The 26176-nt window shown below is 58.0% G+C and carries 27 protein-coding genes; 22 read left to right on the forward strand and 5 right to left on the reverse strand.

What is annotated here, in order from left to right:
* Positions 1 to 6: 6 nt before the first annotated feature.
* Genes QPL94_RS15980 through QPL94_RS16000 form a run of 5 tightly spaced genes read left to right on the forward strand, consistent with a single transcriptional unit; the run spans position 7 to position 3313 of the window.
* Positions 7 to 294 carry an XdhC family protein gene (locus QPL94_RS15980; RefSeq protein WP_285358764.1) on the forward strand — a complete coding sequence of 96 codons (288 nt, stop codon included), beginning with the start codon at positions 7 to 9 and terminating at the stop codon, positions 292 to 294.
* A gap of 47 nt (positions 295 to 341) precedes the next feature.
* Positions 342 to 968 carry a methylthioribulose 1-phosphate dehydratase gene (locus QPL94_RS15985; RefSeq protein WP_285358765.1) on the forward strand — a complete coding sequence of 209 codons (627 nt, stop codon included), beginning with the start codon at positions 342 to 344 and terminating at the stop codon, positions 966 to 968.
* Positions 965 to 1525, forward strand: coding sequence for a 1,2-dihydroxy-3-keto-5-methylthiopentene dioxygenase (locus tag QPL94_RS15990; RefSeq protein ID WP_285358766.1), 561 nt, complete (start codon positions 965 to 967; stop codon positions 1523 to 1525). The genes QPL94_RS15985 and QPL94_RS15990 overlap by 4 nt, the downstream gene beginning before the upstream one ends.
* Entirely contained in the window at positions 1522 to 2214 is a 693-nt protein-coding gene (mtnC, locus tag QPL94_RS15995; RefSeq protein WP_285358767.1) for an acireductone synthase, read from the forward strand. Before QPL94_RS15990 ends, mtnC begins: the two co-directional genes overlap by 4 nt.
* A gap of 49 nt (positions 2215 to 2263) precedes the next feature.
* Positions 2264 to 3313, forward strand: coding sequence for a DUF3080 family protein (locus QPL94_RS16000; RefSeq protein ID WP_285358768.1), 1050 nt, complete (start codon positions 2264 to 2266; stop codon positions 3311 to 3313).
* 13 nt (positions 3314 to 3326) lie between these two features.
* On the opposite strand, the gene tfpB is transcribed toward QPL94_RS16000, so the two are convergent.
* Genes tfpB through arsC form a run of 4 tightly spaced genes read right to left on the reverse strand, consistent with a single transcriptional unit; the run spans position 3327 to position 6512 of the window.
* On the reverse strand, positions 3327 to 5129 hold the full coding sequence (gene tfpB / locus QPL94_RS16005; RefSeq protein ID WP_285358769.1) for a type IV pilus assembly ATPase TfpB: 1803 nt from the start codon (positions 5127 to 5129) through the stop codon (positions 3327 to 3329).
* 13 nt (positions 5130 to 5142) lie between these two features.
* Positions 5143 to 5511 carry a DUF2069 domain-containing protein gene (locus tag QPL94_RS16010; RefSeq protein ID WP_137434026.1) on the reverse strand — a complete coding sequence of 123 codons (369 nt, stop codon included), beginning with the start codon at positions 5509 to 5511 and terminating at the stop codon, positions 5143 to 5145.
* A 28-nt stretch (positions 5512 to 5539) separates the two neighbouring features.
* Positions 5540 to 6145: an NAD(P)H:quinone oxidoreductase gene (wrbA, locus tag QPL94_RS16015; protein WP_285358770.1), complete on the reverse strand. Its 606-nt coding sequence runs from the start codon at positions 6143 to 6145 to the stop codon at positions 5540 to 5542.
* Between the two features lie 13 nt (positions 6146 to 6158).
* On the reverse strand, positions 6159 to 6512 hold the full coding sequence (gene arsC, locus QPL94_RS16020) for an arsenate reductase (glutaredoxin) (protein ID WP_285358772.1): 354 nt from the start codon (positions 6510 to 6512) through the stop codon (positions 6159 to 6161).
* A gap of 123 nt (positions 6513 to 6635) precedes the next feature.
* On the opposite strand from arsC, the gene QPL94_RS16025 reads away from it, so the two are divergent.
* The 17 genes from QPL94_RS16025 to QPL94_RS16105 all read left to right on the forward strand — a co-directional run bounded on the left by QPL94_RS16025 (position 6636) and on the right by QPL94_RS16105 (position 25474).
* On the forward strand, positions 6636 to 7088 hold the full coding sequence (locus QPL94_RS16025; RefSeq protein ID WP_285358774.1) for a TlpA family protein disulfide reductase: 453 nt from the start codon (positions 6636 to 6638) through the stop codon (positions 7086 to 7088).
* A gap of 43 nt (positions 7089 to 7131) precedes the next feature.
* Positions 7132 to 10614, forward strand: coding sequence for a DNA polymerase III subunit alpha (gene dnaE / locus QPL94_RS16030; RefSeq protein ID WP_285358776.1), 3483 nt, complete (start codon positions 7132 to 7134; stop codon positions 10612 to 10614).
* Positions 10615 to 10789: 175 nt separating this feature from the next.
* A complete protein-coding gene (gene accA, locus QPL94_RS16035; protein WP_285358778.1) occupies positions 10790 to 11743 on the forward strand; it encodes an acetyl-CoA carboxylase carboxyl transferase subunit alpha in 954 nt (317 codons plus the stop codon).
* A complete protein-coding gene (gene tilS, locus QPL94_RS16040; RefSeq protein WP_285358780.1) occupies positions 11727 to 13079 on the forward strand; it encodes a tRNA lysidine(34) synthetase TilS in 1353 nt (450 codons plus the stop codon). Before accA ends, tilS begins: the two co-directional genes overlap by 17 nt.
* 88 nt (positions 13080 to 13167) lie before the next feature.
* Entirely contained in the window at positions 13168 to 14796 is a 1629-nt protein-coding gene (gene pyrG, locus QPL94_RS16045; protein WP_285358781.1) for a CTP synthase, read from the forward strand.
* A gap of 2 nt (positions 14797 to 14798) precedes the next feature.
* Positions 14799 to 15644 carry a 3-deoxy-8-phosphooctulonate synthase gene (kdsA, locus tag QPL94_RS16050; RefSeq protein ID WP_285358786.1) on the forward strand — a complete coding sequence of 282 codons (846 nt, stop codon included), beginning with the start codon at positions 14799 to 14801 and terminating at the stop codon, positions 15642 to 15644.
* Between the two features lie 181 nt (positions 15645 to 15825).
* The gene (eno, locus tag QPL94_RS16055) at positions 15826 to 17121 is read left to right on the forward strand and encodes a phosphopyruvate hydratase (protein ID WP_285358788.1); all 1296 of its coding nucleotides are present in this window, start codon (positions 15826 to 15828) and stop codon (positions 17119 to 17121) included.
* 187 nt (positions 17122 to 17308) lie between these two features.
* Positions 17309 to 17581 (forward strand): septum formation initiator family protein, encoded by a 273-nt coding sequence (locus tag QPL94_RS16060; protein ID WP_137434036.1) that lies wholly within the window; start codon positions 17309 to 17311, stop codon positions 17579 to 17581.
* A gap of 38 nt (positions 17582 to 17619) precedes the next feature.
* A complete protein-coding gene (ispD, locus tag QPL94_RS16065) occupies positions 17620 to 18318 on the forward strand; it encodes a 2-C-methyl-D-erythritol 4-phosphate cytidylyltransferase (RefSeq protein WP_285358789.1) in 699 nt (232 codons plus the stop codon).
* A 4-nt stretch (positions 18319 to 18322) separates the two neighbouring features.
* The gene (ispF, locus tag QPL94_RS16070; RefSeq protein WP_285358790.1) at positions 18323 to 18802 is read left to right on the forward strand and encodes a 2-C-methyl-D-erythritol 2,4-cyclodiphosphate synthase; all 480 of its coding nucleotides are present in this window, start codon (positions 18323 to 18325) and stop codon (positions 18800 to 18802) included.
* On the forward strand, positions 18799 to 19887 hold the full coding sequence (gene truD, locus QPL94_RS16075) for a tRNA pseudouridine(13) synthase TruD (protein ID WP_285358791.1): 1089 nt from the start codon (positions 18799 to 18801) through the stop codon (positions 19885 to 19887). Before ispF ends, truD begins: the two co-directional genes overlap by 4 nt.
* A 110-nt stretch (positions 19888 to 19997) precedes the next feature.
* Complete coding sequence (gene surE, locus QPL94_RS16080; RefSeq protein ID WP_285358792.1) at positions 19998 to 20762, forward strand: 5'/3'-nucleotidase SurE; 765 nt, start codon at positions 19998 to 20000, stop codon at positions 20760 to 20762.
* Positions 20762 to 21418, forward strand: a complete 657-nt coding sequence (locus QPL94_RS16085; protein WP_285358793.1) for a protein-L-isoaspartate(D-aspartate) O-methyltransferase — start codon at positions 20762 to 20764, stop codon at positions 21416 to 21418. The genes surE and QPL94_RS16085 overlap by 1 nt, the downstream gene beginning before the upstream one ends.
* A gap of 74 nt (positions 21419 to 21492) precedes the next feature.
* Entirely contained in the window at positions 21493 to 22383 is an 891-nt protein-coding gene (locus QPL94_RS16090; protein WP_350310651.1) for a DUF368 domain-containing protein, read from the forward strand.
* Positions 22384 to 22731: 348 nt separating this feature from the next.
* The gene (locus QPL94_RS16095; protein WP_285358796.1) at positions 22732 to 23514 is read left to right on the forward strand and encodes a peptidoglycan DD-metalloendopeptidase family protein; all 783 of its coding nucleotides are present in this window, start codon (positions 22732 to 22734) and stop codon (positions 23512 to 23514) included.
* 190 nt (positions 23515 to 23704) lie between these two features.
* A complete protein-coding gene (gene rpoS / locus QPL94_RS16100) occupies positions 23705 to 24706 on the forward strand; it encodes an RNA polymerase sigma factor RpoS (protein WP_285358797.1) in 1002 nt (333 codons plus the stop codon).
* A gap of 192 nt (positions 24707 to 24898) precedes the next feature.
* Positions 24899 to 25474, forward strand: a complete 576-nt coding sequence (locus QPL94_RS16105) for a chalcone isomerase family protein (protein WP_137434044.1) — start codon at positions 24899 to 24901, stop codon at positions 25472 to 25474.
* 42 nt (positions 25475 to 25516) lie between these two features.
* Here the strand turns inward: QPL94_RS16105 and nth are convergent, their stop codons facing one another.
* Positions 25517 to 26158, reverse strand: a complete 642-nt coding sequence (nth, locus tag QPL94_RS16110; RefSeq protein WP_285358798.1) for an endonuclease III — start codon at positions 26156 to 26158, stop codon at positions 25517 to 25519.
* Between the last annotated feature and the right edge of the window lie 18 nt (positions 26159 to 26176).

Consider the following 26176-nt stretch of genomic DNA (forward strand, 5'->3'; position numbering starts at 1 on the left):
CACCGGATGGCCACTGGCGCCCACGAGTCCGTTTTCAATGACGTCCGGGACTGGCTGCTGGCGGCTTTGAATTCCGGGGCTTCTTACGTTGGTGCCATGGGCTCGGTCCGAACCTCCGCCGAGCGCCGGGAACGGCTGGCATCGCTGGGAGTGGCGGAAGAACAGCTGGGCAGGCTGAGAGCGCCCGTCGGCATCAATATTCCCAGCAAGACCCCTGCCGAGATCGCCATTTCCGTGGTTGCGGACCTGATCGCCGTACGTCACCATTTGCGGGTGGCCCGCCCATCCTTATAATGGAAATCATCAAGCGCTGAACCGGCGTGTCTGTTCCGAGGTGCCTTTTGTTTGACGTAACCCGCTACGCCATTGCCGCGCAATCCATCATTGATGCAGGCCGATTTCTGTACGGCCAGGGCTGGTCTCCGGCCACCAGCAGCAACTATTCGGCGCGCATCGACGATGAACATATTGCCGTTACCGTCTCCGGTCGCCACAAGGGGCAACTGGTCGCCGGCGATGTGATGGTGGTGGATCTGGCTGGAAAAGCCGTTCAGAGCAACGCCCGCTCATCCGCTGAAACACAGCTGCACACCGTTCTTTACCAGACCTTCCCGGAAGTCGGTGCGGTATTGCATACTCATTCGGTCAAGGCGACAGTGCTGAGCCGGCTGCTGCCGGCCGGAAAGCCTCTGACATTGCAGGGATACGAGTTACAGAAAGCCTTTTCAGGCATTGATACCCACGAATCAGAGCTCACGGTGCCGGTTTTCGACAACACCCAGGACATTCCTGCGCTTGCACGGCAAACCGGAGAATGGTTCCACCAGCATCCCGGGCAGCCGGGCTACCTGATCCGCGGACATGGCCTTTATACCTGGGGCAGGACCATGGCAGACTGCTTGCGCCATGTTGAAGCCTTTGAATTTCTGTTTGAATGTGAGCTTGAAACCATGAGGGTCCGCCGATGACAACCTTGAGTATTTTTGACCAGAGTGCACCCGAAACGCCTCGCATCGTCACCGAAGACGCCGGCAAGATTGCCAACCTGCTGGCGGAGCACGGTGTGCGGTTCGAACAATGGAACACCCGGGACCTGCCCGCGGACGCATCGTCAGACGATATCCTGGAAGCCTACGCAGGCGAGATTCAGGCCCTCAAGGACGAGTGTGGGTTTCAGGCAGCAGACGTGATCAGCCTGAACCCGGATAACCCCCAGAAGGAGGCATTTCGTAACAAGTTCCTGGACGAGCATGTACACAGCGAGGACGAAGTTCGGTTCTTCGTCCGCGGACAGGGCCTGTTCTATCTGCATTTCGGCGACCAGATATACGCCGTTCTGTGCCAGAAAAACGACCTGATCAGCGTGCCGGATGGCACACGGCACTGGTTTGATATGGGCCCGGAGCCTGCGTTTACCTGCATTCGCCTGTTCACCAATCCCGAAGGCTGGGTTGCAGATTTCACCGGCGAGGACATTGCCAGCCGGTTACCCCGTTATGAACGCCTGGCAGGAGCCGCCGGATGATTCGCGTGATCCTGACAGACATCGAGGGGACCACCAGCTCGATCTCCTTCGTTCATGAGGTGCTGTTTCCCTATTCGGCGAAGCACATGGCCGATTTTGTGCGGGAGGGCGAGGCCGACAGCATCGAGATTCGGGAACAACTGGATGCGATTGCGCAAACGTCCGGAGTGGCCAGGAACGATGTCGAGGGGCTCATTGGAGTGCTGGATACCTGGATTCGCGAAGATCGCAAGGAAACACCCCTGAAAACCCTGCAGGGCATGCTCTGGGAGCAGGGCTACCAGCAGGGTGCCTTTCGCGGCCACATCTACGAGGATGCCGCCGAATACCTTCAGCGCTGGCATGATCGGGGATTTCGCCTGTACGTATATTCTTCCGGTTCCGTGAAGGCGCAGAAGCTGATTTTCGGATTCAGCGAGGCGGGGGATCTGACACCGTTCTTTTCCGGGTATTTTGATACCCGTATCGGTGGCAAGAAAGAGCCGGAATCCTATGGCAACATCATCAATGAACTGGGCGTAGAACCCGGAACCGTGCTGTTCCTGTCGGATGTGGAAGCCGAATTGCAGGCCGCTGAAAGTGCTGGCATGCAGACGGTCTGGCTGATTCGCGAGGGAGATATCCCGGAAACTGAACGTCAGGTGGCCCGGGAATTTGCTGACGTAGACCGGTTTCTCCTGCAGCGCTGACCCACCTATTGCGCCTTCTTCTCTGAGAGCACCGTGAGCAGGAGGCAGTGTGCCTGATACCCGAAAACTGATTATCTCTCTTCTGTGCTTCTATCTGGCGGGCTGCGCCCCGGACTCGGGCGTTCCGGAGATGATGGACAACTATGTGATCCGGGTGGCGGACGCCCTGGAACTGAGCCCTGAGTTGTCCGAAGTCAGTCCGGTCTCACAGATCCCCCGTCGCCGTGAGCGCTTCCTGGAAATGCCTGACCTGGATATGGGAATGCTGGATTTCCTGTCTCTCTATGGATGTGAGCTGCAATACGTGGTTGGTGAGCGAAATTCCATTATGGGCCGGGTGATGCAACCCCTGAACCGGTTACGTTACGAGGCGAACTTTATCCGCGCCGCTGAAAACTGTATCCCCCAGACTGATCGGGAAAGTGTCAAGGAAGATCTGCAAGAGGCTATCGAGAGTAAATCCGAAACGCTGGCCATCGCTGTCTGGAATGCGACCTGGGGCGTGGAGGAGGTTGAGCGGCTTTTCACCCTGGCCCAAGGGTACTATCCCGGGAAGAGTGACGAGAACCCGGTCGCTGAGCTGGCCAGTGGTGTCATGAAGCTTAATGGGACCGTCACTGGTCTGTTGGCTGGCAACACCGATGAGCCACTGGAATACGTTGGAGAGGTACACCAGCGCTGGCAGGCTGCGCATCGGGCAGGCCAGTTGATGAACAGCGCGCAGTTGCTGGTTACACGGCTTGATGATGCGACAGCTCTGCTGGCCAGGAGGGCTGAAACCGATCCGTTATGTCCGGAGGACGGTGCCAGCACAGCAACTGGGGCCCTCGGGGAGGCCTATTCCAGAGCTTACGTTGACGGTGTTCAGACTTATCTGCAACGCGTTGACCAGGCTAAAGAGGCTCTGATCGAACCGCTGGAGAAACTGGCGGCGCAGCAGGAGGACACCATGCCGGAGGCTTTCAGGGACTGGTACCGGCAGCACCTGGACACAGGAAATACCGAAAGCCTGTGGGGCCAACTGGACCGGGCGACTGAATCCCATGCCCGGCGCTGGCAGCAGCTTCTGGCCCAGTGCGGCGTGTCCCCGGATTCGTGAAAAAGGGGGCAGCTTACCGCTGGCTTTCGGGGGTAACCCGCAGGATCTCCTCGACAGTGGTAGAGCCGGCTGACACTTTCTGTGCACCGCTGAGCCGTAGCGATTTCATACCATCCTTGTAGGCATCCACCCGCAGCTGCTCCAGTTCGCACTGCTCGGTAATCTGGCGGATCAGGTTGCCGGAGATCTGCATGATTTCATACACCCCCGCGCGACCGTAATAGCCGGTATTCCGGCACTCCAGGCATCCCACCGGGTGATAGACCTGTTTGGGCGTGGTTGCCTTCCAGGGCCGTGTCAGGCTTTGCCAGGCCTGCTCGTCCACAGGCCCCGGCTCCTTGCAGTGGGGGCACAGGGTTCTGGCCAGCCGCTGGGCCATTACACCCAGCACCGTGGCGCGAATCAGGTAAGGGGGAATGCCCAGCTCCATCAGCCGGGTAATCGCGCTGGGGGCATCGTTGGTGTGCAGGGTGGACAGCACCAGGTGCCCGGTCAGTGCAGCCTGCACGGCCATCTCGGCTGTCTCAAGGTCGCGGATCTCGCCGATCATGATGATGTCCGGATCCTGCCGCAGCAAGGCCCGCACGCCGGAGGCGAAGGTCAGCTCAATGTTGGTCTGTACCTGCATCTGGTTGAAGGCCGGTTCCACCATCTCGATGGGATCCTCAATGGTGCAGATGTTCACCTCGGGGGTGGCCAGCTGCTTGAGGGTGGAATACAGGGTGGTGGTCTTGCCGGAACCGGTGGGGCCGGTGACCAGCACGATGCCATGGGGCCTGTCGGTAATGCCCTGCCAGCGTTCCCGATCTTCCTTTGAAAAGCCCAGTTGTTCGTAGGATTTCAGCAGCACTTCCGGGTCGAAGATCCGCATTACCATTTTTTCGCCAAATGCGGTGGGCATGGTGGCCAGGCGCAGCTCCACTTCGCTGTTGTCCGGCTTGCGGGTCTTGATGCGGCCGTCCTGGGGGCGGCGTTTTTCCGCCACGTTCAGCCGGCCAAGGATCTTCAGGCGGCTGGTAACCGCCACGCCGACCTGGTCCGGAAATTCGTACACGTTGTGCAGCACGCCGTCGATGCGGAAACGCACCTGGGTGACGTTGCGCCGTGGTTCGATGTGGATGTCAGACGCACGCTGGTCAAAGGCGTACTGCAGTAACCAGTCGACAATCTTGACCACGTGCTGGTCGTTGGCGTCCGGGTTTTCGCTGGCGCCCAGGTCCAGCAGTTGTTCGAAGTTCTGCGCACCTGCGGGGTTGGCTGACTTGTTGCCACCGGCCTTGCTGACAGAACTGGCCAGCTGGTAGAACTCGACCGTGTAACGGCGGATATCCTCGGGGTTGGCCACCACCCGGCGGATATCCTTGCCGACTGCCTGCCGCAGGTTGCTTTCCCAGTCGCCCTTGAACGGCTCGCTGCTGGCGATCAGCACCTCGTCACGGCCGATTTCAACGGCAAGAATGCCATGCCGCTGGGCAAAGGCATAGGACATCACCCGGGCGATGGCCGGCGTGTCTATCTTCAGGGGGTCAATGTGGTAATAGGGTTGCTCCGCCCATTCCGCGAGCCATTGGGTAAGCTTGTCCAGATCCAGGGTGCGGCCGGTTTTCTGGCTTTCCAGGCCGGCCTTGGCGACCAGTTCCAGCGGGTGGCGATGGCTGGCTGGCCCGCTGCCACCTGTAAAAGCACTGATGTTGGCTGACAGAACCCGCTCAGCGTCCTCCTGGGTGATGTCACCGCTGGTTACCAGTGCCGTACAGATGTCCCTCAGGGTCAGTGTGCTTCTGTGGGGCGCAGGTGGATGGGTGCTGTCGGCCATGGAGTGCTTCCTGTCAGGTTTCTGAAACCGGCTGTGGGCGATTTACCTTAAGATGGACCATGGCCACTGTAAACAGCAGGAAGGTCAGCACTGTGAGGATCAGCGGCGCAATGGCGCCTTCGCTGAGCCAGGCGGACACAACGTGACGGGTGAAATAGAAAATGACCACAAAGCTCAGCCATATATAACCCCGGTTATGGCCGCGGAATACGGGCACTGCAAACACCAGTAGCGGGATCAGTTTGATGCTGAGCATCAGGGTTACCGAGACACCCTCAGTCTGCACCGGATAAAACGTCGTAACGACCAGAGTCACCAGGGTTGCAAGATAAAGCGCAATGGTCAGTCGGGCCGTGATGCGTGCTTTCGGATTGTGAAGCATTCAGGATTCCGTTGTTGGTAATGGGCTGTCAGTCGATAAGTTTTACGGCGAGCCGGGCCAGGCGTTCACCGAATGTCTGGCAGATGGTTTTTTCGTGGTCGGTCACTGCCTGCTGCACTCCGGTGCCGGCCCAGTGGGACGGGCCATAGGGGGTGCCCCCGGACGTGGTCTCGTTGAGGGCGTTTTCGGAGTAGGGCACCCCGCACAGCACCATTCCGTGGTGCAAAAGCGGCACCATCATGGTCAGCAGGGTGCTTTCCTGTCCTCCGTGAAGGCTGCCAGTTGAAGTAAAGGCACCGGCAGGTTTGCCGGAGAGCGTTCCGTTCAGCCACAGGTCCCCGGTGCTGTCGAGAAAATACTTCAGTGGCGCGGCCATGTTACCAAAGCGGGTCGGACTGCCGATGGCCAGGCCAGAACAGTTTGCCAGGTCACCCTTGCTGGCGTAGGGTGCGCCATCGTCCGGCACCGCCGGCAGCGACGCCTCGGTATCCGGCGATACGCTCGGCACTGTGCGAATTCTGGCATCAATGCCAGCCACCCGGGACACGCCCCGGGCGATCTGGGTAGCCATTTCTGCAGTCTGGCCGGTGCGGCTGTAGTACAACACCAGAATGTAGGGGGCCTCGGCAGCCATCACCTGTCTCCGTTTAAAGAATGTTGAGGACGTTCTCGGGCGGTCGGCCCAGGGCCACATTGTTGCCTTTGATGACGATGGGGCGCTCGATCAGTTTCGGGGTGGCCACCATGGCTTTGATCAGGGTCTCCCGATCCAGCTCTGGATCGTCCAGGCCCTGTTCCCGGTATTCTTTTTCGCCGGTTCGCATCAGCTCCCGTGGGCCAATATCGAGAGCCTCCAGGATGTGTTCCAGTATCTGCACTGTTGGCGGCGTTTCCAGGTAGCGTATAATTTCTGGTTCAACACCCTGTTCTCGAAGGAGTTCAAGGGTTTGCCGGGATTTTGAGCAGCGTGGGTTGTGGAAAATCCGGGTCGGTTCTGTCATGGTTCTCCCTCTTTCCGGGTCAGGTAAACCGCAAGTATGTACGAGCGCCGTAGTCTAACAGGAGGCCACCCTGTGCAATACCCTGCCGGGCACACTGTTGATAAACCCTTAGAGCATCGTGCAATGATGTCTAATTCCAGCAGGGCACGTGGAATCGGTATAATACTCGTCTTATTGATGCTGGCGGGCTGCCAGAATCCGGAGTTTGAAAAGCCGGATGGCACGGTGCTGAAATGGGAGAGCCTGCGCGGCCACTGGGTGCTGGTCAACTACTGGGCAGAATGGTGCAAGCCCTGCCTGGAGGAAATCCCGGAACTTAATGACCTCGACAGGTCCGGTGCCATTGTGGTCCTGGGCGTAAACTTCGATGACATCCGGGGCCAGGAATTGATTGAACTGGGCGACAGAATGGGAATCCGGTACGGCATGCTGAACGAGGACCCTGGCCCTGAATTCGGCTGGAAAACCCCGGTAGCCTTGCCGGCCACCTTCGTTATCAACCCTGACGGAGACCTGGTGGAAGCCCGTTTCGGCCCACAGACAGAAGAAGACATCAAAGAACTGATCGGGCGCTGAACCCACCCGATCCGGAATCATCAAGCAGGATTACCCCGGCGCTATGTCACAGACCTTTGTCCACCTCCGCGTGCACTCCGAATATTCCATGGTAGATGGGCTGGTGCGGGTGAAACCGCTGATCAGTCGGGTTGCAGAGCTGGGCATGCCAGCAGTTGGCCTGACCGAGCAGTCCAACATGTGTTCCCTGGTGCGTTTCTACAAGGCCGCCATGGGTGCCGGGGTAAAACCCGTCATTGGTGCGGATCTCTGGGTTGAAAACCCGGAAGAGCCGGACAACCCCTTCCGCATTACCCTGCTGGCACGTGATAACGACGGCTATCTGAATCTCACCGAAGTGGTTTCCCTGGGGTATACGGAAGGGCAGCGGTTCGGCAAGCCCATCATCCAGCGCAAGTGGCTGGAAGACCGCTCCGGCGGGCTTATTGCCTTGTCGGGGGCGCGGATGGGCGATGTCGGCAAGGCACTGATGGCCGGCAAGCTGGATCTTGCCCGGCAGCGCGCTGAATACTGGATGACGCTTTATCCCGGGTCGTTCTACCTGGAACTTCAGCGCACCGGCCGGCCGGGAGATGAAGACTGCCTGCACCTGAATATCGAACTGGCAGAAGCCCTTTCATGCCCGGTAGTAGCCACGAACGACGTTCACTTCCTCCACGCCGAAGATTTCGAGGCCCACGAGGCCAGGGTCTGCATCGGCGAAAGCCGCACCCTCGATGACCCGAGACGGGATCGCCGCTTCAGCGATCAGCAATACCTGCGCAGTGCCGAGGAAATGATCGAGCTGTTTTCGGACATTCCCGAGGCGGTGGAGAACACGGTCGAGATCGCCCGCCGTTGCTCGGTACAGGTGCGGATGGGGGAGTACTTCCTGCCGAACTACCCCATCCCTGATGGCATGACCATGGATGAATACTTCCGCAAGGTGTCGGAAGAGGGCCTGGAAGAGCGGCTGGCGAAGACCCTGAGCAAGGATGACCCGGACTACGACACCAAGCGCGAGGCCTACTACACACGGCTGAATTTCGAGCTCGATATCATCACCCAGATGGGCTTCCCCGGCTACTTCCTGATCGTTATGGACTTCATCAAGTGGGCCAAGAATAACGGCGTGCCGGTGGGCCCGGGTCGGGGCTCCGGTGCCGGCTCGCTGGTGGCCTACGCCCAGTTGATTACCGATCTGGACCCACTGGAATACGACCTGCTGTTCGAGCGCTTCCTGAACCCGGAGCGGGTATCCATGCCCGACTTCGACGTGGATTTCTGCATGGAAGGCCGTGACCGGGTCATCGCCTATGTGGCAGAGAAATACGGCCGTGAAGCGGTATCCCAGATCATCACCTTCGGTACCATGGCCGCCAAGGCGGTGGTTCGCGACGTGGCCCGGGTTCAGGGCAAGTCCTACGGGCTGGCGGACAAGCTGTCCAAGATGATTCCTTTCGAGCCGGGCATGACCCTGGAGAAAGCCCTGGAACAGGAGCCGCAGCTGGTCGAGTTCCTGGAAAACGACGAAGAAGCCCAGGAAATCTGGGAAATGGCCCTTAAGCTTGAGGGGGTCTGCCGTAATGCCGGTAAACACGCCGGTGGTGTGGTGATCGCGCCCACCAAGATTACCGACTTCTCGCCACTGTATTGCGATGATGAGGGCGGCAGCCTGGTAACCCAGTTCGACAAGGGTGATGTGGAAGATGCCGGCCTGGTGAAGTTCGACTTCCTGGGCCTGCGAACCCTCACCATCATCGACTGGGCCCTGAAGATGATCAATCCCCGCCGGGAGAAGCAGGGCAAGCCGGCACTGGACATCAACGAGATACCGCTGGACGACGTTCCGTCTTTCACCATGCTCAAGAAAGCGGAAACCACCGCGGTATTCCAGCTGGAATCCCGTGGCATGAAAGACCTGATCCGCCGCCTGCAGCCGGATTCCCTGGAAGACATGATTGCCCTGGTGGCGCTGTTCCGTCCTGGCCCGCTGCAATCGGGCATGGTGGATGACTTTATCGACCGTAAGCACGGCCGACAGCCAATGTCGTTTCCGCACCCGGACTATCAGTATGATGGCCTGAAGCCGGTTCTGGAGCCCACCTACGGGGTTATCCTGTACCAGGAGCAGGTCATGCAGATCGCCCAGGTGATGGCCGGCTACACGCTCGGTAACGCCGACATGCTGCGCCGGGCCATGGGCAAGAAAAAGCCCGAGGAGATGGCCAAGCAGAAGCAGTTCTTCCTGGACGGCTGTGAAAAGAACGGCATCGACAAGACGCTGGCGGAAAACATCTTCGACCTCGTCGAGAAGTTCGCCGGTTACGGCTTCAACAAATCCCACTCTGCTGCCTACGCCCTGGTTTCCTACCAGACGCTCTGGCTGAAGGCTCATTATCCAGCTGAGTTCATGGCAGCGGTGCTGACAGCGGACATGCAGAACACTGACAAGGTGGTCACGCTGGTGGAGGAATGCCGCAGTATGGGGCTGGAACTGCTGGTGCCTGATGTCAGCCGTTCCGAGTTCACCTTCACGGTGAACGAGGATGGCGCCATTATTTACGGCCTGGGCGCGATCAAGGGCCTGGGCGAGGGTCCGATTGGCAGCATCCAGGCCGGGCGCGCAGAGGGTGAACCCTACCAGGATATATTTGATTTCTGCCGCCGCGTGGACCTGAAGAAAGTGAACAAGCGGGCCATGGAGGCGCTGATTCGTTCCGGGGCCATGGACAAGCTGGGCGCCGGACGTGCACAGCTGATGGCAAGCATTGATAAGGCCATTCAACAGGCCGGCCAGCAGTCCCGCAACGAATCCGCAGGTATGACGGATATGTTCGGCGAAATGCTCATGGGCGGTGAGGATGGCGACCCCTACTCTGATGTGGCAGATGTACGGGAATGGCCAAAGAAACAGCGCCTGAAGGGGGAGAAGGATACCCTCGGCATTTATCTGACCGGCCACCCCTTCGATGAATATGAGAAAGAGGTTCGACGGTTTGTACGTTCTTCCATTGCCGACCTCAAGCCTGCGCGACAACCCCAGCGCGTTGCTGGCCTGGTGGTGGCTCAACGCTCAATGAAAACCCGTACCGGCTCTACCATGGCGTTTATCACCCTGGACGACCGCAGTGCCCGCATCGAGGCAACGTTGTTCTCCGAGGCGTTTTTCGAGAACCGGGAGCTGTTGCAGTCAGATCAGGTGATCGTGGTTGAGGGGCAGGTCAGCCACGACGATTACTCTGGCCAGATGAAAATGCGGGTGAATTCGGTGATGGACGTGGGCACGGCCCGGCAACAGTTCAGCCGCGGGCTCAAACTCGCCATTCACGCCGACCAGTTGCAGAACGGCCTGCTGGACAAGCTGGACTCCACTCTGCGGCCCTTCCGTTGTGAAGGCAGCCCGGTGTGGATCGAATACAGCAGCGACAACGCCAGCACCCGCATCGAACTGGGTGAATCCTGGCGTGTTCAGCCAGATGACGACCTATTGCTGGAGCTGAAGTATCTGGTGGGCGACCAGTCCGTAGAACTGGTCTATGATTGATAGTGTCCGGCAAGGTTCATCCCCGGTGTGGCGACGTGCTGAAACATTACGTTTTTGTCAGAAAGCGGACTCATACCAAGGTACGCTTTAGCCATGGCCCGGGCGCTGCTATCTTTGTCCAAAATTCTGGTTTGGTGACTTACATTCTCGCCATGCAAGCAAATGATGGAACATCATGAACCCTAACTATCTGGATTTCGAACAGCCTATTGCCGACCTTGAAGCCAAGATTGAAGAGCTTCGTATGGTGGGCAACGACACCGACATCAACATTACCGACGAGATCAGCCGGCTACGCAAAAAGAGCGTAAGCCTGACGGAAAGCATCTTCTCGGACCTCCAGCCCTGGGACGTGTCGAGACTGGCGCGCCATCCACGCAGGCCCTACACCCTCGACTACGTCGACATGATCTTTGACGATTTCGACGAGTTGCATGGTGACCGTCGTTACGCCGACGACCAGGCCATTGTAGGCGGTACTGCCCGCCTGGACGGTAAACCGGTGATGGTGATCGGCCATCAGAAGGGCCGGGAAGTGCGCGACAAGGTAAAGCGCAATTTCGGCATGCCCCGCCCGGAAGGCTACCGCAAGGCCCTGCGGTTGATGGAAATGGCCGAACGCTTCAGCATGCCGATCCTCACGTTTATCGATACGCCGGGCGCCTATCCCGGCATCGGCGCCGAGGAGCGTGGCCAGAGTGAAGCCATCGCTTTCAACCTGGCAGTGATGTCACGCCTGAAAACGCCGATTATCTCCACGGTAGTGGGTGAGGGCGGTTCAGGTGGCGCACTGGCCATTGGTGTATGCGACCAGCTCAACATGCTCCAGTATTCCACCTATGCGGTTATCTCCCCGGAGGGCTGTGCCTCCATTTTGTGGAAGAGCGCAGAGTTTGCCTCCCAGGCAGCCGAGGCCATGGGGGTGACCGCTGACCGCCTGAGGGACCTTGGGCTGGCGGACAATGTGATTGCCGAACCCCTGGGTGGCGCTCATCGCAACCCTGAGAAGATGGCCGAATCCCTTCGCGCGACCCTGAGCAAGGGCATTGCCGAACTCAGCCGTTTGCCGGCAGAAGAGCTGGTGTCCCGCCGCTACGAGCGGTTGACCCGATATGACACGGGCCGGTAACCCCGGCTCAGGATCAGGCTGGCCGGAGGCTCTCTGCGCCCCGGTCAGGCAACTGCCTTCAGCGCCCCGGTTACGAGTCGCCCTCAGTGGAGGGATGGACTCGGTCCTGCTTCTTCATGTTGCTGCAACCCTGCACGCCGATTCAGGTCGGTTGTCAGCGGTTCACGTCAATCATCAGTTGCAACCCAATGCCGATCGAACGGAGCAATTCTGCCAGCAGCTTTGCCGCGAACTGGGTGTGCCTCTTGAGGTCCGCCGGGTTGTGATCAATGGCCGCGAGGACGGCGCCAGTGGAGGGGTTGAGGAAGCGGCAAGGACTGCCCGTTACAATGTCTTCGAAGAGGTACTGACGTCCGGCGAACTGTTGTTGATGGCCCATCATGGTGACGATCAGGCCGAGACAGTGCTGTTTCGATTGCTGCGAGGCACCGGCGTAGCCGGGCTTGGAGGCATGCCCCATTCAAGGTCGTTGGGAGACGGGATACTGTATCGGCCCCTGCTGGGTTTCAGCCGCAATGAACTGGAAGCCTGGGCAGTCGCAAAGGGGATCAGCTGGGTGGAGGATCCCAGCAACACCGATGAGCGTTTTGACCGCAATTTCCTCCGTCAATCTATCATGCCACTTCTAAAGACCCGCTGGCCGTCACTGGTCAACCGTGTTGCGCACAGTGCACGTTCCTGTCGTGAGGGTGATGAACTGGCCGGAAAACTGGCAGAAATCCGTTTCCAGCAGTGCGCTACCGACCAGGGTGGCATCTGCGTCGACGCTTTGGGGCAACTTGTCGAGGTGGAGCAAAAAAACCTGATTCGTTGGTGGATCATCCGTAACCGATACACTCCGCCATCCATTGCCGATTGGCCTCAGGTGATTGAAGATCTGGTCAGAGCGCCTGCGGATCGGGAGCCTGAACTGCGTGGTAATGGCTATGTGGTGCGCCGCTATCAGGGCAATCTGTATCTGGTTGGTGAACCCACGGCGCTGCCATCGGTTAAACTGACACTGGTTCCTGGCCAGGAACGGGTATGGGGAGAGTGGCGTCTGCGGCTGGTGGCAGTGGCTAACCCTGAAATGCCCGTGCCGGATATACGGATATCTACGAGGGCAGGAGGCGAACGCCTCAGGCCGGCTCCCGATGGCCCCTCGAAATCCCTCAAGAACTGGCTGCAGGAAAAAAATATTCCACCCTGGGAGAGGGCGCGGCTACCGCTGCTTCTGGAGGTGAAGGATGGCCACGAAGAAGTGGTCGGAGCCGGCGACCTGTGGCTTTCCCGCAAATACTGCGGGGAGGCCCCGGCCAGTGGCTGGCGGATTGTTGTGGAGCGGGAATGTAATTGAGAAGCGGAGGCCTTTCTGGTAGTCTGGCGTCCCATCTTGAGATGACAATCTCCCTCCTTCACCGAACCAGACAAATCACGGAATCTGCATGACGCGTTATATTTTCGTCACCGGCGGTGTCGTGTCCTCCTTGGGGAAAGGTATCGCATCGGCCTCTCTGGCCGCGATACTTGAGGCACGCGGCCTGAAGGTCACTATTCTCAAGCTGGACCCATACATCAACGTGGACCCCGGCACCATGAGCCCGTTTCAGCACGGTGAGGTTTTTGTCACCGAAGATGGCGCGGAAACCGATCTGGACCTGGGGCACTACGAGCGGTTCATCCGCACGCCGATGTCACGCAGGAACAACTTCACCACCGGCCGCGTTTACGAGGAAGTCATTCGTAAGGAACGCCGCGGTGATTACCTGGGCGGCACGGTTCAGGTGATCCCCCACATTACTGACGAGATCAAGCGTCGTGTGGTCGAAGGCGCTTCCGGTGCCGATGTGGCGATGATCGAGATCGGCGGTACCGTGGGCGACATCGAATCCCTGCCTTTCCTGGAAGCCTGTCGTCAGTTGAAGGTGGAAGTCGGGCCCCAGCGCGCACTGTTCATGCACCTTACCCTGGTTCCGTACATTGCCACAGCCGGTGAGATCAAGACCAAACCCACACAGCACTCCGTGAAAGAAATGCGGTCCATCGGCCTGCAGCCGGATATTCTGCTGTGCCGTTCCGAGCACGAGGTGGACGCCAGTTCCCGCCGCAAGATCGCGCTGTTTACCAACGTGGAAGAGCGGGCTGTCATTCCGCTCCAGGACGCCAAGTCCATCTATGCGATTCCGCGCATGCTTCATGAATTCGGTCTGGACCAGCTGGTCATCGAGCGTTTCGGCATTGACGCCAGCCCGGCCGATCTTGGTGAATGGGACGCGGTGGTCGAATCCCTGATGAACCCAGACCATGAAGTCACTATTGCCATGGTCGGCAAATACATGGAGCTGCTGGACGCCTACAAGTCCCTGATTGAATCCCTGCTCCATGCCGGCATCAAAACCCGCACCAAGGTCCGGATGAACTACATCGACTCTGAAGACATCGAGCGCGATGGCACCGGTGCACTCCAGAGTGCCGATGCCATTCTGGTTCCCGGTGGCTTCGGTGAGCGTGGCGTGGAGGGCAAGATCCGCACTGTGCAATACGCCCGGGAAAACAAGGTTCCCTACCTGGGAATCTGTCTGGGTATGCAGGTTGCCGTTATCGAATACGCCCGCAACGTTGCCGGCCTGAAAGACGCCCACAGCACCGAATTCCGCGAACACACGCCGGAGCCGGTGGTCGGCCTGATTACCGAATGGCTGGATGCCAGCGGAGAGAAGGAAGAGCGCACCGAAGCGTCTGACCTCGGCGGCACCATGCGCCTGGGTGCTCAGGACTGCGTGGTGACAGAAGGCTCCACCATCGCCAACTGTTACGGTCGCAAGATTATCCGCGAGCGCCACCGGCACCGCTTTGAAGTGAATAACCATTTCCTGCCACAACTGGAAGGCGCCGGCCTGAGAATTTCCGGCCGCTCAACCGATGGCAAACTGGTGGAAGTGGTGGAAGTACCCGATCATCCCTGGTTTGTAGCCTGCCAGTTCCACCCGGAATTCACTTCCACTCCCAGGGACGGCCATCCGCTGTTCAAGGGTTTTGTAGAGGCAGCCCTGGCCCGTAAAAAGGAATTCTGATCATGGCGCAGAGTACGGTCAACGTCTCGGGAATTCAGATCGCTAACGACAAGCCGTTCGTGCTGTTTGGTGGTATGAACGTGCTGGAATCGCCGGAGATGGCCATGGAAGTGGCCGAGGCTTATGTCGAGGCCACCGGCAAGCTCGGTATTCCTTACGTATTCAAGGCTTCCTTCGACAAGGCCAACCGCTCGTCGGTCCACTCGTTCCGTGGTCCGGGGCTGGAAAAAGGTCTACAGACCCTGGCTGACATCAAGAGCAAATTTGGTGTCCCCATCATTTCCGATGTCCACGAACCGGCCCAGGCAGCCCCGGCTGCTGAAGTCTGTGACATCATCCAACTGCCCGCCTTCCTGAGCCGCCAGACCGACCTGGTGGTGGCCATGGCCCAGACCGGCGCCGTTATTAATATCAAGAAGGCCCAGTTCCTCGCGCCCCAGGAAATGCAGCACATCATCAAGAAGTGTGAAGAGGCGGGGAACGACAAGGTGATCCTGTGTGAGCGGGGCAGCAGCTTCGGTTATAACAACCTGGTAGTGGATATGCTGGGCTTCGGCATCATGAAGTCGATGAGTGTGCCGGTCATGTTTGATGTGACCCACTCATTGCAGATGCCCGGCGGACGTGCTGATTCCGCTGGCGGTCGTCGTGCACAGGTAACCGATCTTGCCCTGGCGGGTATGTCCCAGGGGCTTGCTGGCCTGTTCCTGGAGGCACATCCTGACCCGGATAAAGCCAAGTGTGATGGCCCCTGTGCGTTGCGGCTTAGTCAGTTAGAGCCGTTTCTCCAGCGGGTAAAAGCTGTGGATGACCTTGTTAAAAGCTTTAAGCCTCTCGATACCGCCTGATTGGCGGTTTTTTGCGTTCCAGAAGGACTATGGGAGTGAGCGGGAACGGCCCTACGAAAATGTGCGGAGCCATGGATGGCGGAGCTCAAGCGCACATGGATGTGCTTGTAGCGTTTTTCGTAGGGCCGTTCCCGCTCGCTCTTACTCCCAAATTTGAAATCAAACTTGGAGACAGAGAAGAATGACCAAGATTGCCAACATTAAAGGCCGTGAGGTACTGGATTCCCGCGGAAATCCTACGGTTGAAGCGGACGTTATTCTTGAAGATGGGACGGTAGGTAGTGCTTGTGCACCGTCTGGTGCGTCTACTGGTTCACGCGAAGCCCTGGAGCTTCGGGACAAAGACGCAAATCGCTATCTGGGCAAAGGTGTCCTGAAGGCTGTTGAAGCTGTGAACACCAAAATCCGCGACGCTCTCATCGGTAAAGATGCAGCTGACCAGCGTGCTCTCGATAACATCATGCTGGAGCTGGATGGCACCGAGAACAAAGCGAATCTGGGCGCCAACGCGATTCTGGCGGTATCCCTGGCAGCCGCCAAGGCTGCCGCTGCGTCACTGGGCAAGCCGCTGTATGCGCACATTGCGGATCTTAACGGAACTTCCGGCAAGTACAGCATGCCAGTGCCGATGATGAATATCCTCAACGGCGGTGAGCACGCGGACAACAACGTTGATATCCAGGAGTTCATGGTTCAGCCGGTGGCGGCCAAGAGCTTTGCCGAGGCGCTACGGGTAGGCGCAGAGATTTTCCACAGCCTGAAGAAAGTGCTGAAGGCTCAGGGCCTGAACACCGCGGTAGGTGATGAAGGTGGCTTTGCGCCCAACCTGCCGTCCAATGAAGCGGCACTGGCGGTGATTCAGGAAGCGGTGGAGAAGGCCGGTTACAAGCTGGGTACCGATGTGACCCTGGCGCTGGACTGTGCGTCTTCCGAGTTCTACAAAGATGGCCAGTACCAGCTGTCCGGTGAGGGCAAGTCCTTCGATTCCGCCGGTTTTGCCGACTACCTGGCGGGGCTGTGTGAGCGCTATCCGATTGTGTCCATTGAAGATGGTATGGACGAGAGTGACTGGGACGGTTGGAAAGTGCTTACCGAGAAGCTGGGTAGCAAGGTTCAACTCGTGGGTGATGACCTGTTCGTTACCAATACCAAAATCCTCAAGCAGGGGATCGACAAGAGCATTGCCAACTCCATCCTGATCAAGTTCAATCAGATCGGCAGCCTGAGTGAAACCCTGGACGCCATCAGGATGGCCCAGGACGCGGGCTACACGGCGGTGATCTCTCACCGTTCCGGTGAGACCGAGGACACCACTATTGCCGACCTGGCGGTTGCTACCTGTGCCGGACAGATCAAGACTGGTTCCCTGTGCCGCTCTGACCGGGTGGCCAAGTACAACCAGCTGCTTCGTATCGAGGAAGCGCTGGATGGCAGCGCGCCTTATCGTGGTCTGAGCGAGATCAAGGGCCAGGGCTGATCGCCCGGTCACCAGAATTACTCGTCGGGCAGGACTCTGGCGGGTAACCGACCGGAAAAGGCCATCGTAGCTCTGAAATTGAGAAGCACGATGGCCTTTTTGTACAACTGGTTAGCAGAACTTGTTGCTAAACTACACTAAGGTCTATACTGACTGTCCGGTTGTTGCATCGTAAACGGAATCCGCAATGAAGTTGCTCTGGTCCATCATGATTATTCTCATTCTCCTGCTACAGGTGCGCCTGTGGGTCGGGGAGGGCAGTTTTGCCCAGGTATGGGGGCTGGAAAAGGCCATTGCCGAACAGCGCGAGGTAAATGATGAGCTGGCTGTTCGTAACGAACGTCTGTATGCCGAGGTCCGCAATCTCCGTGGCGAGAAGGGTGCGGTAGAAGAGCGGGCGCGCATGAACCTGGGACTGATCCGAAACGATGAAACCTTCTTCCTGGTGGTTGAGCAGTAGGCAGCCACAAGCCAGACCTTTCAAAGCCGACCACGTTCATGAGTAAACCCCGCTACTGGCTGATCGTTCCCGCCGCAGGCTCCGGCCAGCGAATGAAGGCTGACTGCCCCAAACAGTACCTTCGGCTGGGCCAGCGTTTTATTCTCGATATCACACTTTCCTGTTTACTGGATAACGCCGCTTTTGCCGCGTGCGTGGTGGCTACAGGGCCCAATGACCAGTGGTGGCCGGGAACGGAGGCCAGCAAGGACCGCCGTATCACTACCTGTATCGGTGGTGCGGAGCGTGCAGAGTCAGTGTTGGCGGCCCTTGATGCGTTGTCTGACCGTGCGAATGATGATGACTGGGTTCTGGTCCACGACGCGGCTCGTCCCTGTCTTCATGCTGACGATCTTGCGCGTTTGTTAACCGAACTGAAGAGTCATCCGGTAGGAGGCTTGCTGGCAACGCCAGTGGCGGATACCCTCAAGCGTACCGGGCCCGGGAGCCACGAGGTTGAAGCGACGGTAGACCGTCGCGATCTCTGGCGCGCCCTGACTCCCCAGATGTTTCGTTTCCTGGCACTGAAGCAGGCACTTGAGAGCGCCATCGACTCCGGGTATCCGGTAACCGACGAAGCCTCCGCGATCGAGTTTGCGGGCCAGATACCCTGTATCGTGGAGGGACGACCGGATAACATAAAGGTTACTGTACCTGCCGATCTGGCCCTCGCCGGTTTTATCTTGGAAAGGAAATAACACTATGCGAATCGGGCAAGGATTCGATGTCCATGCGTTTTGCGAGGGTGACCATGTCACCCTCGGCGGCGTCCGTATTCCGTTCAGTCAGGGCCTGAGGGCCCACTCTGACGGGGATGTGCTGCTGCATGCCCTCGCTGATGCGTTGCTCGGCGCCACTGCCTTGGGAGATATCGGCCACTTGTTCCCGGACACCAGTGATGAGTGGGCCGGCGCCGATAGCCGGGATCTGTTGCGCAGGGTTCTGGAGCGCGTATCAGACGAAGGTTTTGTGATTGGCAATGTGGATGCCACCATCATTGCCCAGGCTCCGAAGATGGCTCCGCATATTCAAGCCATGCGTCTGAATATTGCCGAAGATCTTGCCATTCCTGCCAGCCGCGTCAGCGTCAAGGCAACCACCACCGAGAAACTGGGTTTTACCGGCCGCGGCGAGGGCATCGCCTGCCAGGCCATTTGTCTGCTTGAAGCGGTATCCTCATGATCGACGCCACTGACAGAAACCCGGAGAAGTCTGGCTGGCGCCTCGACTGGCCTACCTCCGGCGGAGGGAGAGTGGCCAGTGCCCTGCTCAAGTCCACCCCGGATGATTTTTTCGTGGATGAAGACCTGCCTCTGCCGGATGACCTGGCGTCCGGTGGCGAGCACCTCTGCATTCGGCTGGAAAAAAGGGGTGATAATACCGATTACGTTGCGCGGCAACTGGCCACTCTTTCTGGCTGTCGCCATTTCGATGTGGGTTTTTGCGGGCTCAAGGACCGCCATGCGGTCACTCGTCAATGGTTCAGTGTTTACCGGCCGGGCCAGGAAGATGAAGACGCCGCGTTCCTCGGGGAAGTAGCGGAGAACCGGCGAGTCCTCGAATACCACCGCCAGGCTCGAAAGCTGCGCCGGAGCGACCACCGGGGTAACTATTTCGAGTTGGTTCTGCGGGAGGTGTCGGGGGACCCGGAGGCTGTTGACGAGGCTCTGACCCGGTTGCGGGACCTGGGTTGTCCGAATTACTTCGGGCCCCAGCGATTTGGTCATAACGGGGCTAACCTGGACCGGGCGCTGGCCATGGATCCGTCAAAGCTGAATCGTCGTGGTTCCCGCAACGTCAAAAAGCGTGGCAGGGGGCGGTCGACCTCTGGCAGTGGCGACAGTAAAAACGTATTGTACTTTTCGGCGGCACGCTCCTGGTTATTCAACGAAGTGCTTGCGTACCGGGTGCAGAGTGGCACCTGGCTGGCACCTCTGGAAGGTGAACCAGGAACCAATGACAATCAGGATATAATGGTGACCGGCCCCCTCTGGGGTGACGGCGGAACAGAGGCGGTATCAGTCCAGGGGGAAATCGAGCGGACGGTGGTTGCTGAGCATCCAGAGTTGGCGGCGGTGTTTGCAACAACGCGGATGAAGCCGGAACGCCGGCCACTTCGGATGAGGCCGGAAGCGTTCGAGTGGCAGTGGCAGGGTCGTGACCAGCTATTGCTGAAGTTCTGGCTCGCGCCCGGGCAATATGCGACGACCTTGCTGGGTGATGTATTCGAGATAACGGATGCCACCAGGGAGACAGGGCAGGACTGACGCCTCCCGGTTTCAATAAAAGGGGCGCAAGACCCCGACAATAGAATACCCGGCACCACGTTGCGGCTTGTTGAGGTGGACACGGGTAATCAAGGCTAGCGGAGAAAATTGTGCGAATTCTGTTGTCCAATGATGATGGCGTTCATTCACCCGGACTGCAGGCCCTTTATGAAGGGCTTGTCGGTTTGGGGGATCTAGAAGTTGTAGCGCCGGATCGCGACCACAGCGGTGCCAGCAATGCGTTAACGCTGAACCGCCCATTAACGGTTGAAGACCATCCGAACGGATTCCGTTCGGTGGATGGCACTCCTACGGACTGTGTTCACCTGGGGGTAAATGGTCTGTTCGACGAGCCCTTTGATCGGGTGGTGTCGGGCATCAATACCCACGCCAATCTCGGGGATGACATTATCTATTCCGGAACCGTTGCTGCCGCCACCGAAGGCCGGAATCTCGGGTTGCCGGCGATCGCGGTGTCATTGGTCAATGAGGGGCGCTTCCATTACGAAACCGCTGCCCGGGTTGTTCGGGTGTTACTGGAGAGCAAAGATCCGCTCACTCTCGGGCCCCGTTGTATCCTCAATGTGAATGTCCCCGATGTGCCCTGGGAAGAGATAGCGGGCTTTCGCGTTACTCGCCTGGGCCATCGTGATCGAGCAGAGGGTGCGGTTCCCATGACCTGCCCACGGGGCAAGGCCCGTTACTGGATTGGCGCGGCAGGCAAAGGCAGTGATGCCGGGCCGGGTACCGATTTCAACGCTGTCCGTGAGAACTATGTGTCGATTACCCCGGTCCATGTGGATATGACCAGGCACGAAGTGCTTTCAGCCCTGCGGGAGTGGGTTGGGCTGCTGTCGGAACGGGAGGCGCGCTGATGGTCGCAGAAATCGATGGTATCGGTATGACATCACGCAGAACCCGCATGCGGCTGATACAAAGGCTGAGAGCGGCCGGCATTTCCGATGAGCAGGTGCTGCAGGCGATGTCTGATACCCCGCGCCATATCTTCCTGGATGAGGCCCTTTCCCACCGGGCCTATGAAGACACGTCATTGCCTATCGGTTATAGCCAGACCCTTTCCCAGCCCTATATTGTTGCGCGAATGACCGAAGCACTGATGCGCCACAAGCCACGCAAGGTGCTCGAGCTGGGTACCGGTTCCGGTTACCAGACCGCAATCCTGGCCCGGTTGGTGGATCAGGTGTTCAGTGTTGAGCGCATCCGGCCGCTACAGGACCGGGCCCGGGACCGGCTACGTCAGCTTGGTCTGCGCAATGTCATGCTCAAGCATGCCGACGGCGGCATGGGCTGGCCAGATCAGGGGCCCTTTGACGGGATCATCGTCACCGCCGCTCCCCGGGAAATCCCCCCGGAGCTCAAGGAGCAGCTTGCGGACGGTGGTGTGATCGTCGCTCCGATCGGTGAAGGAACCCAGATGCTGGTGGAAATGGTCCGCCATGGTGACCGGTTTGAAACCACAGACATCGAGCCGGTGCGTTTTGTTCCTCTCCTGGGCGGGGTTGTCCGGTGACCTCAGAGCCCCAAACTCAAGACACTACTGAACCGGCCCGCTCTCACCATCCTTTTGCTGTGTTTCTCAGGGGTATGGCCATGGGGGCTGCGGATATCGTGCCCGGAGTGTCCGGGGGTACCATCGCCTTCATCACCGGCATCTACTTCCGACTGCTGGAAGCCATCGGGGCAATCCCCCTGGCGGTATTCAGGCACCTGATTCGCGGCCGGATAAATGCATTCTGGCTGGCCTGTGACGGCACTTTCCTGTTGAGCCTGCTGATGGGCATTGTTGTCAGTATCGCTACACTGGCCTCTGCCATCAGTTTTATCCTGACGGAATATCCCGTTCTTATCTGGAGTTTTTTCTTTGGCCTGATTGTGGCTTCTGTCTGGCATGTGGGCCGCCAGGTTCGCCATTACGTGCCAATGCTTATCCTGCCGTTTCTTGCCGGGACGGTATTTGCCTGGTGGGTGACCACCTTGCCGGCCAGTCAGCTTGACCCCTCGGCCATGGTCTTTTTCGGAGCCGGCGCCCTGGCGATCTGTGCGATGATACTTCCGGGTATTTCCGGTAGCTTCATACTGGTCATTCTGGGCATGTACGTTCCGGTCCTGGACGCCATACGTGCACTGGATCTGGGAACGTTACTGATTTTCGTTGGCGGATGCCTTGTGGGGCTGCTGTCTGTGGCCAGGCTTATTACCTGGGCGTTCAGGCGGTTTCACGACCCGGTTCTGGCCCTGCTTACGGGGTTTATGGTGGGGGCACTGAACAAGGTCTGGCCCTGGAAGGAAGCGATGAGTTGGCGGACCAACAGCGCAGGCGAGCAGGTGCCGCTTAACGAGGCGAGCATCAGCCCCCTGGGCTATGCTGAGATGACTGGTCAGGATCCGCAACTGATGCTGGCTGTCATCTGTGCGTCCCTGGGCCTGTTATTGGTATTGCTGGTGGAATGGGCCGGCAGGAAAGAAACTGTCTGATGATCACTGCCAGCGGCTGATTTTCGCTCGGATCTGTGCGGTGGATCACAGGTCTATCGAGACGAAGTGTTACTTTTTGCTCATTGAAGGTGTGTCGACCGGTAACAAATACAACAAGTGGGTAACTTGGTTTTCTGTCCAAAATGTGCAATAAATTAGCGGGTTACTTACAACACTTTATAAAGTGCCGTATTTTTTATACGAATTTTTGATAACGGGCATATTTTTATTCTTTTCAGATCAGTGCGTGGGTTTATTATCACTGCAAAGGCAGTTCTCCCGCGGCTCCCCTCCGGTGCCCCTGTCTCTCCGTGTTCGAAAAAGCAGGGTCGCCATCGCACCCTCCCTGTGTTGCTGCTCAGTTTGGTGTTGTTTCCTTTTCTGCTCAGTGGCTGCAACACCCAGGCACTGTACCAGGACGACATTTACAACCCGCCGGTATATTGGGGCAGGCATGTGGTCAAGCCGGGTGAAACTCTCTATAGCATTGCCTGGCGCTATGGCCGCGACTACCGCGAGCTTGGCGACGCCAACGGAATCAATCCCCCTTTTAACATCAAGGCAGGGCAGGTGCTCCGGCTGGATGTTCGTGGAAATGTAACATCGTCTGGAGATAATCGGAGCAGAAGCAAACCTGCGGTGTCTTCTTCACCGACGCGGTCTGCACCGAGCGTTTCTCGCCAGCAGGCAGCGAAACCGACGGTCTCGAAAGCACCAGACAGGTCATCGCCGCTAACAGGGCAAAGCCAGACCGTCGCCAGTATCGACTGGCGTTGGCCACACGTTGGCACCGTAATTGCAGGCTATTCAACGTCCGGGAAAGTCAATAAAGGTATTGATATTGCTGGAAAAGAAGGGGACTCTGTAAGGGCGGCGGCAAGTGGTAATGTCGTCTATGCCGGTAGCGGATTACTTGGCTACGGCAACCTGGTTATAGTGAACCACAACGAGCACTATTTGAGTGCTTATGCACACAACCGGAAGATTCTGGTGCAGGAAGGGGAGGATGTAAAAGCCGGACAGGTCATCGCTGAACTGGGAAACAGCGGCACGGATCGACCCAAGTTGCATTTTGAAATCCGCAAAAATGGCAACCCTGTGGACCCCGCGCACTACCTCCCACCCCGATGAGACGGACTTGCGACACAATCCTGATGCCGGCATCAGAGACAATCGACACCAAGAACAATAATCGGCGTTTTATTATCGCCGTGAGCTAGCAATAAATGTCCTGAACAAGAAAGCGAATAACAGCAGGCGCTCGCAATAACAAGAAACGGTGAGCGAATACCCAGGATCATTGAAAGGCGGGGCAAGAGTTATGTCAGCAGAGCATGAAGAACTCATTATCGATCGCGTATCCGACGTCGAGGATGCAGACGATCAACTGTTAGCAGAAGACAAGGTAGAAGAAAAAGAGACCGCGGAAGTAGAAGCGGCCGAAACAGAAGACGATATTCCGGCCCAGGGTCGATATTTCACCAGCCAGAAACAGCTGGATGCCACTCAGCTATACCTCAACGAAATCGGTTTTTCTCCCCTTCTTACGCCTGAAGAAGAAGTCTATTTTTCACGGCTTGCCCGTAAAGGCGAAGAGTCCGGCCGGAAGCGGATGATAGAGAGCAACCTGCGGCTGGTGGTCAAGATAGCCCGTCGTTACGTCAATCGCGGCCTGACGCTGCTGGACCTGATCGAGGAAGGCAATCTGGGCCTGATCCGGGCTGTTGAGAAGTTTGATCCGGAACGGGGCTTCCGCTTCTCCACCTACGCCACCTGGTGGATTCGCCAGACCATTGAGCGGGCGATCATGAACCAGACCCGCACCATCCGCCTTCCCATTCATGTGGTCAAGGAGCTTAATCTCTATCTGCGTGCGGCCAGGGAGCTGACACAGAAACTGGACCACGAGCCTTCTGCTGAAGAAATCGCAAAGATGGTGGACAAGCCGGTTTCCGATGTGAAGCGGATGCTGGGGTTGAATGAGCGTGTTGCCTCCATGGATACACCCATCGGTAGCGGTGGTGAGAAGTCCCTGCTGGACACCGTTGCGGATGAAGGCGCATCAGACCCGGCTGATCTGCTGCAGGACAACAACATGTGTTCCTGCGTCGAGAAGTGGATTGACCAGCTCAGCGACAAGCAGCAGGAAGTGCTCTCCCGCCGCTTTGGTCTGAGGGGTTATCCCATCAGCACGCTGGAAGAGGTTGGCCAGGAGATCGGCCTGACCCGTGAGCGGGTGCGGCAGATTCAGGTCGAGGCGCTTCGCCGCCTCCGGGAAATCCTGGAAAAAGAAGGCCTGTCAGGAACCATGCTTTTCAAGTAACGGGTTCTGTCTGATCAAAAACCGGCCCGCTATCCGCGGGCCGGTTTTTTTTGCATTGCCAAATGAGAACCAGCCGGCGTAAGCGTCCGTTTGCTCCCTGTTAAACTTGTCTGGCCGGAGGGGGATAAGGGTGTCGAACTCCGGCAACTAATACCAAGACATTCAATAATAACGATCAATAAGGAAAGGACGATGAAAAAGGCCCTATCAACAGGATTTGCCTCACTGCTGCTGACTGCAGCCCTGTCAGCCCCCGCTACCGCGCTGACGGTGGAAGGAGTTGACCTGCCGGATACCTATTCGGCAATGGATACCGAGCTCAAGCTGAATGGTGCGGGCACCCGCTCCAAGTGGTTCATGGACCTCTACATCGGTGGTCTTTACGTGCCTGAGACCATTGACGATGGCCAGGCCATTATCAATGCGGATGAGCCCCAGGCGATTACCCTGCATATCATTTCCGGGATGATCACCAGCGACAAGATGAAATCGGCCACCCTGGAGGGGTTCGAGAACTCTACCGGCGGCGATCTTTCAGCCATTCAGGGCGATGTCGATACCTTCCTCGATGTATTCTCCGAGGAAATAAAGGATGGCGACGTGTTCGACCTGGTCTATTTGCCGGGTGAGGGTGTGCGTGTGCTGAAGAATGGCGACGAGCGCGCCACCATTGGTGACCTGGAATTCAAGAAGGCACTATTTGGGATCTGGCTGTCGGACGAACCCGCCCAGGAAGACCTGAAAGAGAAAATGCTGGGTCAGCGATAATAGCCTGGTAACGTGCCGGCTTCCCCGCTGGGGAAGCCAGCACTACTCCATGTAGTCCCTTTTCTGTTTGAACTCGCAAAGATCCTCGATAATGCAGGCGCCGCACTTGGGCTTTCTTGCCGTACAGGTATAACGGCCGTGCAGGATCAACCAGTGGTGGGCGTCCAGCAGGAATTCCTTCGGCACCACCCGCATCAGGCGTTTTTCCACTTCCAGTACATTCTTGCCCGGAGCAATGCCTGTGCGGTTCGAGACCCTGAAGATGTGTGTATCCACAGCCATGGCAGGCTGCCCGAAAGCGGTGTTCAGAACCACATTGGCGGTTTTGCGCCCGACACCAGGCAGTGCTTCCAGATCCTCCCGGTTATCCGGCACCTCACCCCCGTGTTTTTCAATCAGGGCGCGGCAGGTTTTGATGACGTTCTCGGCCTTGCTGTTAAACAGCCCGATGGTTTTGATGTAGTCTTTCAGCCCGTCAACGCCAAGGGCCAGAATTTTCTCCGGGGTGTTGGCAACCGGGTAAAGTTTGGCGGTTGCCTTGTTCACGCCTACATCCGTGGCCTGGGCAGACAATATCACGGCAATCAGCAACTCGAACGGGCTGGAGTAGTTCAGCTCGGTGGTCGGGTTGGGGTTGGCGTCCCGTAAGCGGGTAAAGATTTTAATGCGTTTTTGTTTGTTCATCAGCTCTCAATCAACTGC

The sequence above is a fragment of the Marinobacter sp. SS13-12 genome (assembly GCF_030227115.1).
Classification (GTDB): domain Bacteria; phylum Pseudomonadota; class Gammaproteobacteria; order Pseudomonadales; family Oleiphilaceae; genus Marinobacter.

Bases quoted from the DNA above. Each gene is read 5' to 3' on its own strand.
- QPL94_RS15980 (WP_285358764.1), top strand. From the start codon at position 7: ATGGCCACTGGCGCCCACGAGTCCGTTTTCAATGACGTCCGGGACTGG.
- QPL94_RS15990 (WP_285358766.1), top strand. From the start codon at position 965: ATGACAACCTTGAGTATTTTTGACCAGAGTGCACCCGAAACGCCTCGC.
- mtnC (WP_285358767.1), top strand. From the start codon at position 1,522: ATGATTCGCGTGATCCTGACAGACATCGAGGGGACCACCAGCTCGATC.
- tfpB (WP_285358769.1), bottom strand. From the start codon at position 5,129: ATGGCCGACAGCACCCATCCACCTGCGCCCCACAGAAGCACACTGACC.
- QPL94_RS16010 (WP_137434026.1), bottom strand. From the start codon at position 5,511: ATGCTTCACAATCCGAAAGCACGCATCACGGCCCGACTGACCATTGCG.
- wrbA (WP_285358770.1), bottom strand. From the start codon at position 6,145: ATGGCTGCCGAGGCCCCCTACATTCTGGTGTTGTACTACAGCCGCACC.
- arsC (WP_285358772.1), bottom strand. From the start codon at position 6,512: ATGACAGAACCGACCCGGATTTTCCACAACCCACGCTGCTCAAAATCC.
- QPL94_RS16025 (WP_285358774.1), top strand. From the start codon at position 6,636: ATGATGTCTAATTCCAGCAGGGCACGTGGAATCGGTATAATACTCGTC.
- dnaE (WP_285358776.1), top strand. From the start codon at position 7,132: ATGTCACAGACCTTTGTCCACCTCCGCGTGCACTCCGAATATTCCATG.
- accA (WP_285358778.1), top strand. From the start codon at position 10,790: ATGAACCCTAACTATCTGGATTTCGAACAGCCTATTGCCGACCTTGAA.
- tilS (WP_285358780.1), top strand. From the start codon at position 11,727: ATGACACGGGCCGGTAACCCCGGCTCAGGATCAGGCTGGCCGGAGGCT.
- pyrG (WP_285358781.1), top strand. From the start codon at position 13,168: ATGACGCGTTATATTTTCGTCACCGGCGGTGTCGTGTCCTCCTTGGGG.
- kdsA (WP_285358786.1), top strand. From the start codon at position 14,799: ATGGCGCAGAGTACGGTCAACGTCTCGGGAATTCAGATCGCTAACGAC.
- eno (WP_285358788.1), top strand. From the start codon at position 15,826: ATGACCAAGATTGCCAACATTAAAGGCCGTGAGGTACTGGATTCCCGC.
- QPL94_RS16060 (WP_137434036.1), top strand. From the start codon at position 17,309: ATGAAGTTGCTCTGGTCCATCATGATTATTCTCATTCTCCTGCTACAG.
- ispD (WP_285358789.1), top strand. From the start codon at position 17,620: ATGAGTAAACCCCGCTACTGGCTGATCGTTCCCGCCGCAGGCTCCGGC.
- ispF (WP_285358790.1), top strand. From the start codon at position 18,323: ATGCGAATCGGGCAAGGATTCGATGTCCATGCGTTTTGCGAGGGTGAC.
- truD (WP_285358791.1), top strand. From the start codon at position 18,799: ATGATCGACGCCACTGACAGAAACCCGGAGAAGTCTGGCTGGCGCCTC.
- QPL94_RS16085 (WP_285358793.1), top strand. From the start codon at position 20,762: ATGGTCGCAGAAATCGATGGTATCGGTATGACATCACGCAGAACCCGC.
- QPL94_RS16090 (WP_350310651.1), top strand. From the start codon at position 21,493: ATGGCCATGGGGGCTGCGGATATCGTGCCCGGAGTGTCCGGGGGTACC.
- rpoS (WP_285358797.1), top strand. From the start codon at position 23,705: ATGTCAGCAGAGCATGAAGAACTCATTATCGATCGCGTATCCGACGTC.
- QPL94_RS16105 (WP_137434044.1), top strand. From the start codon at position 24,899: ATGAAAAAGGCCCTATCAACAGGATTTGCCTCACTGCTGCTGACTGCA.
- nth (WP_285358798.1), bottom strand. From the start codon at position 26,158: ATGAACAAACAAAAACGCATTAAAATCTTTACCCGCTTACGGGACGCC.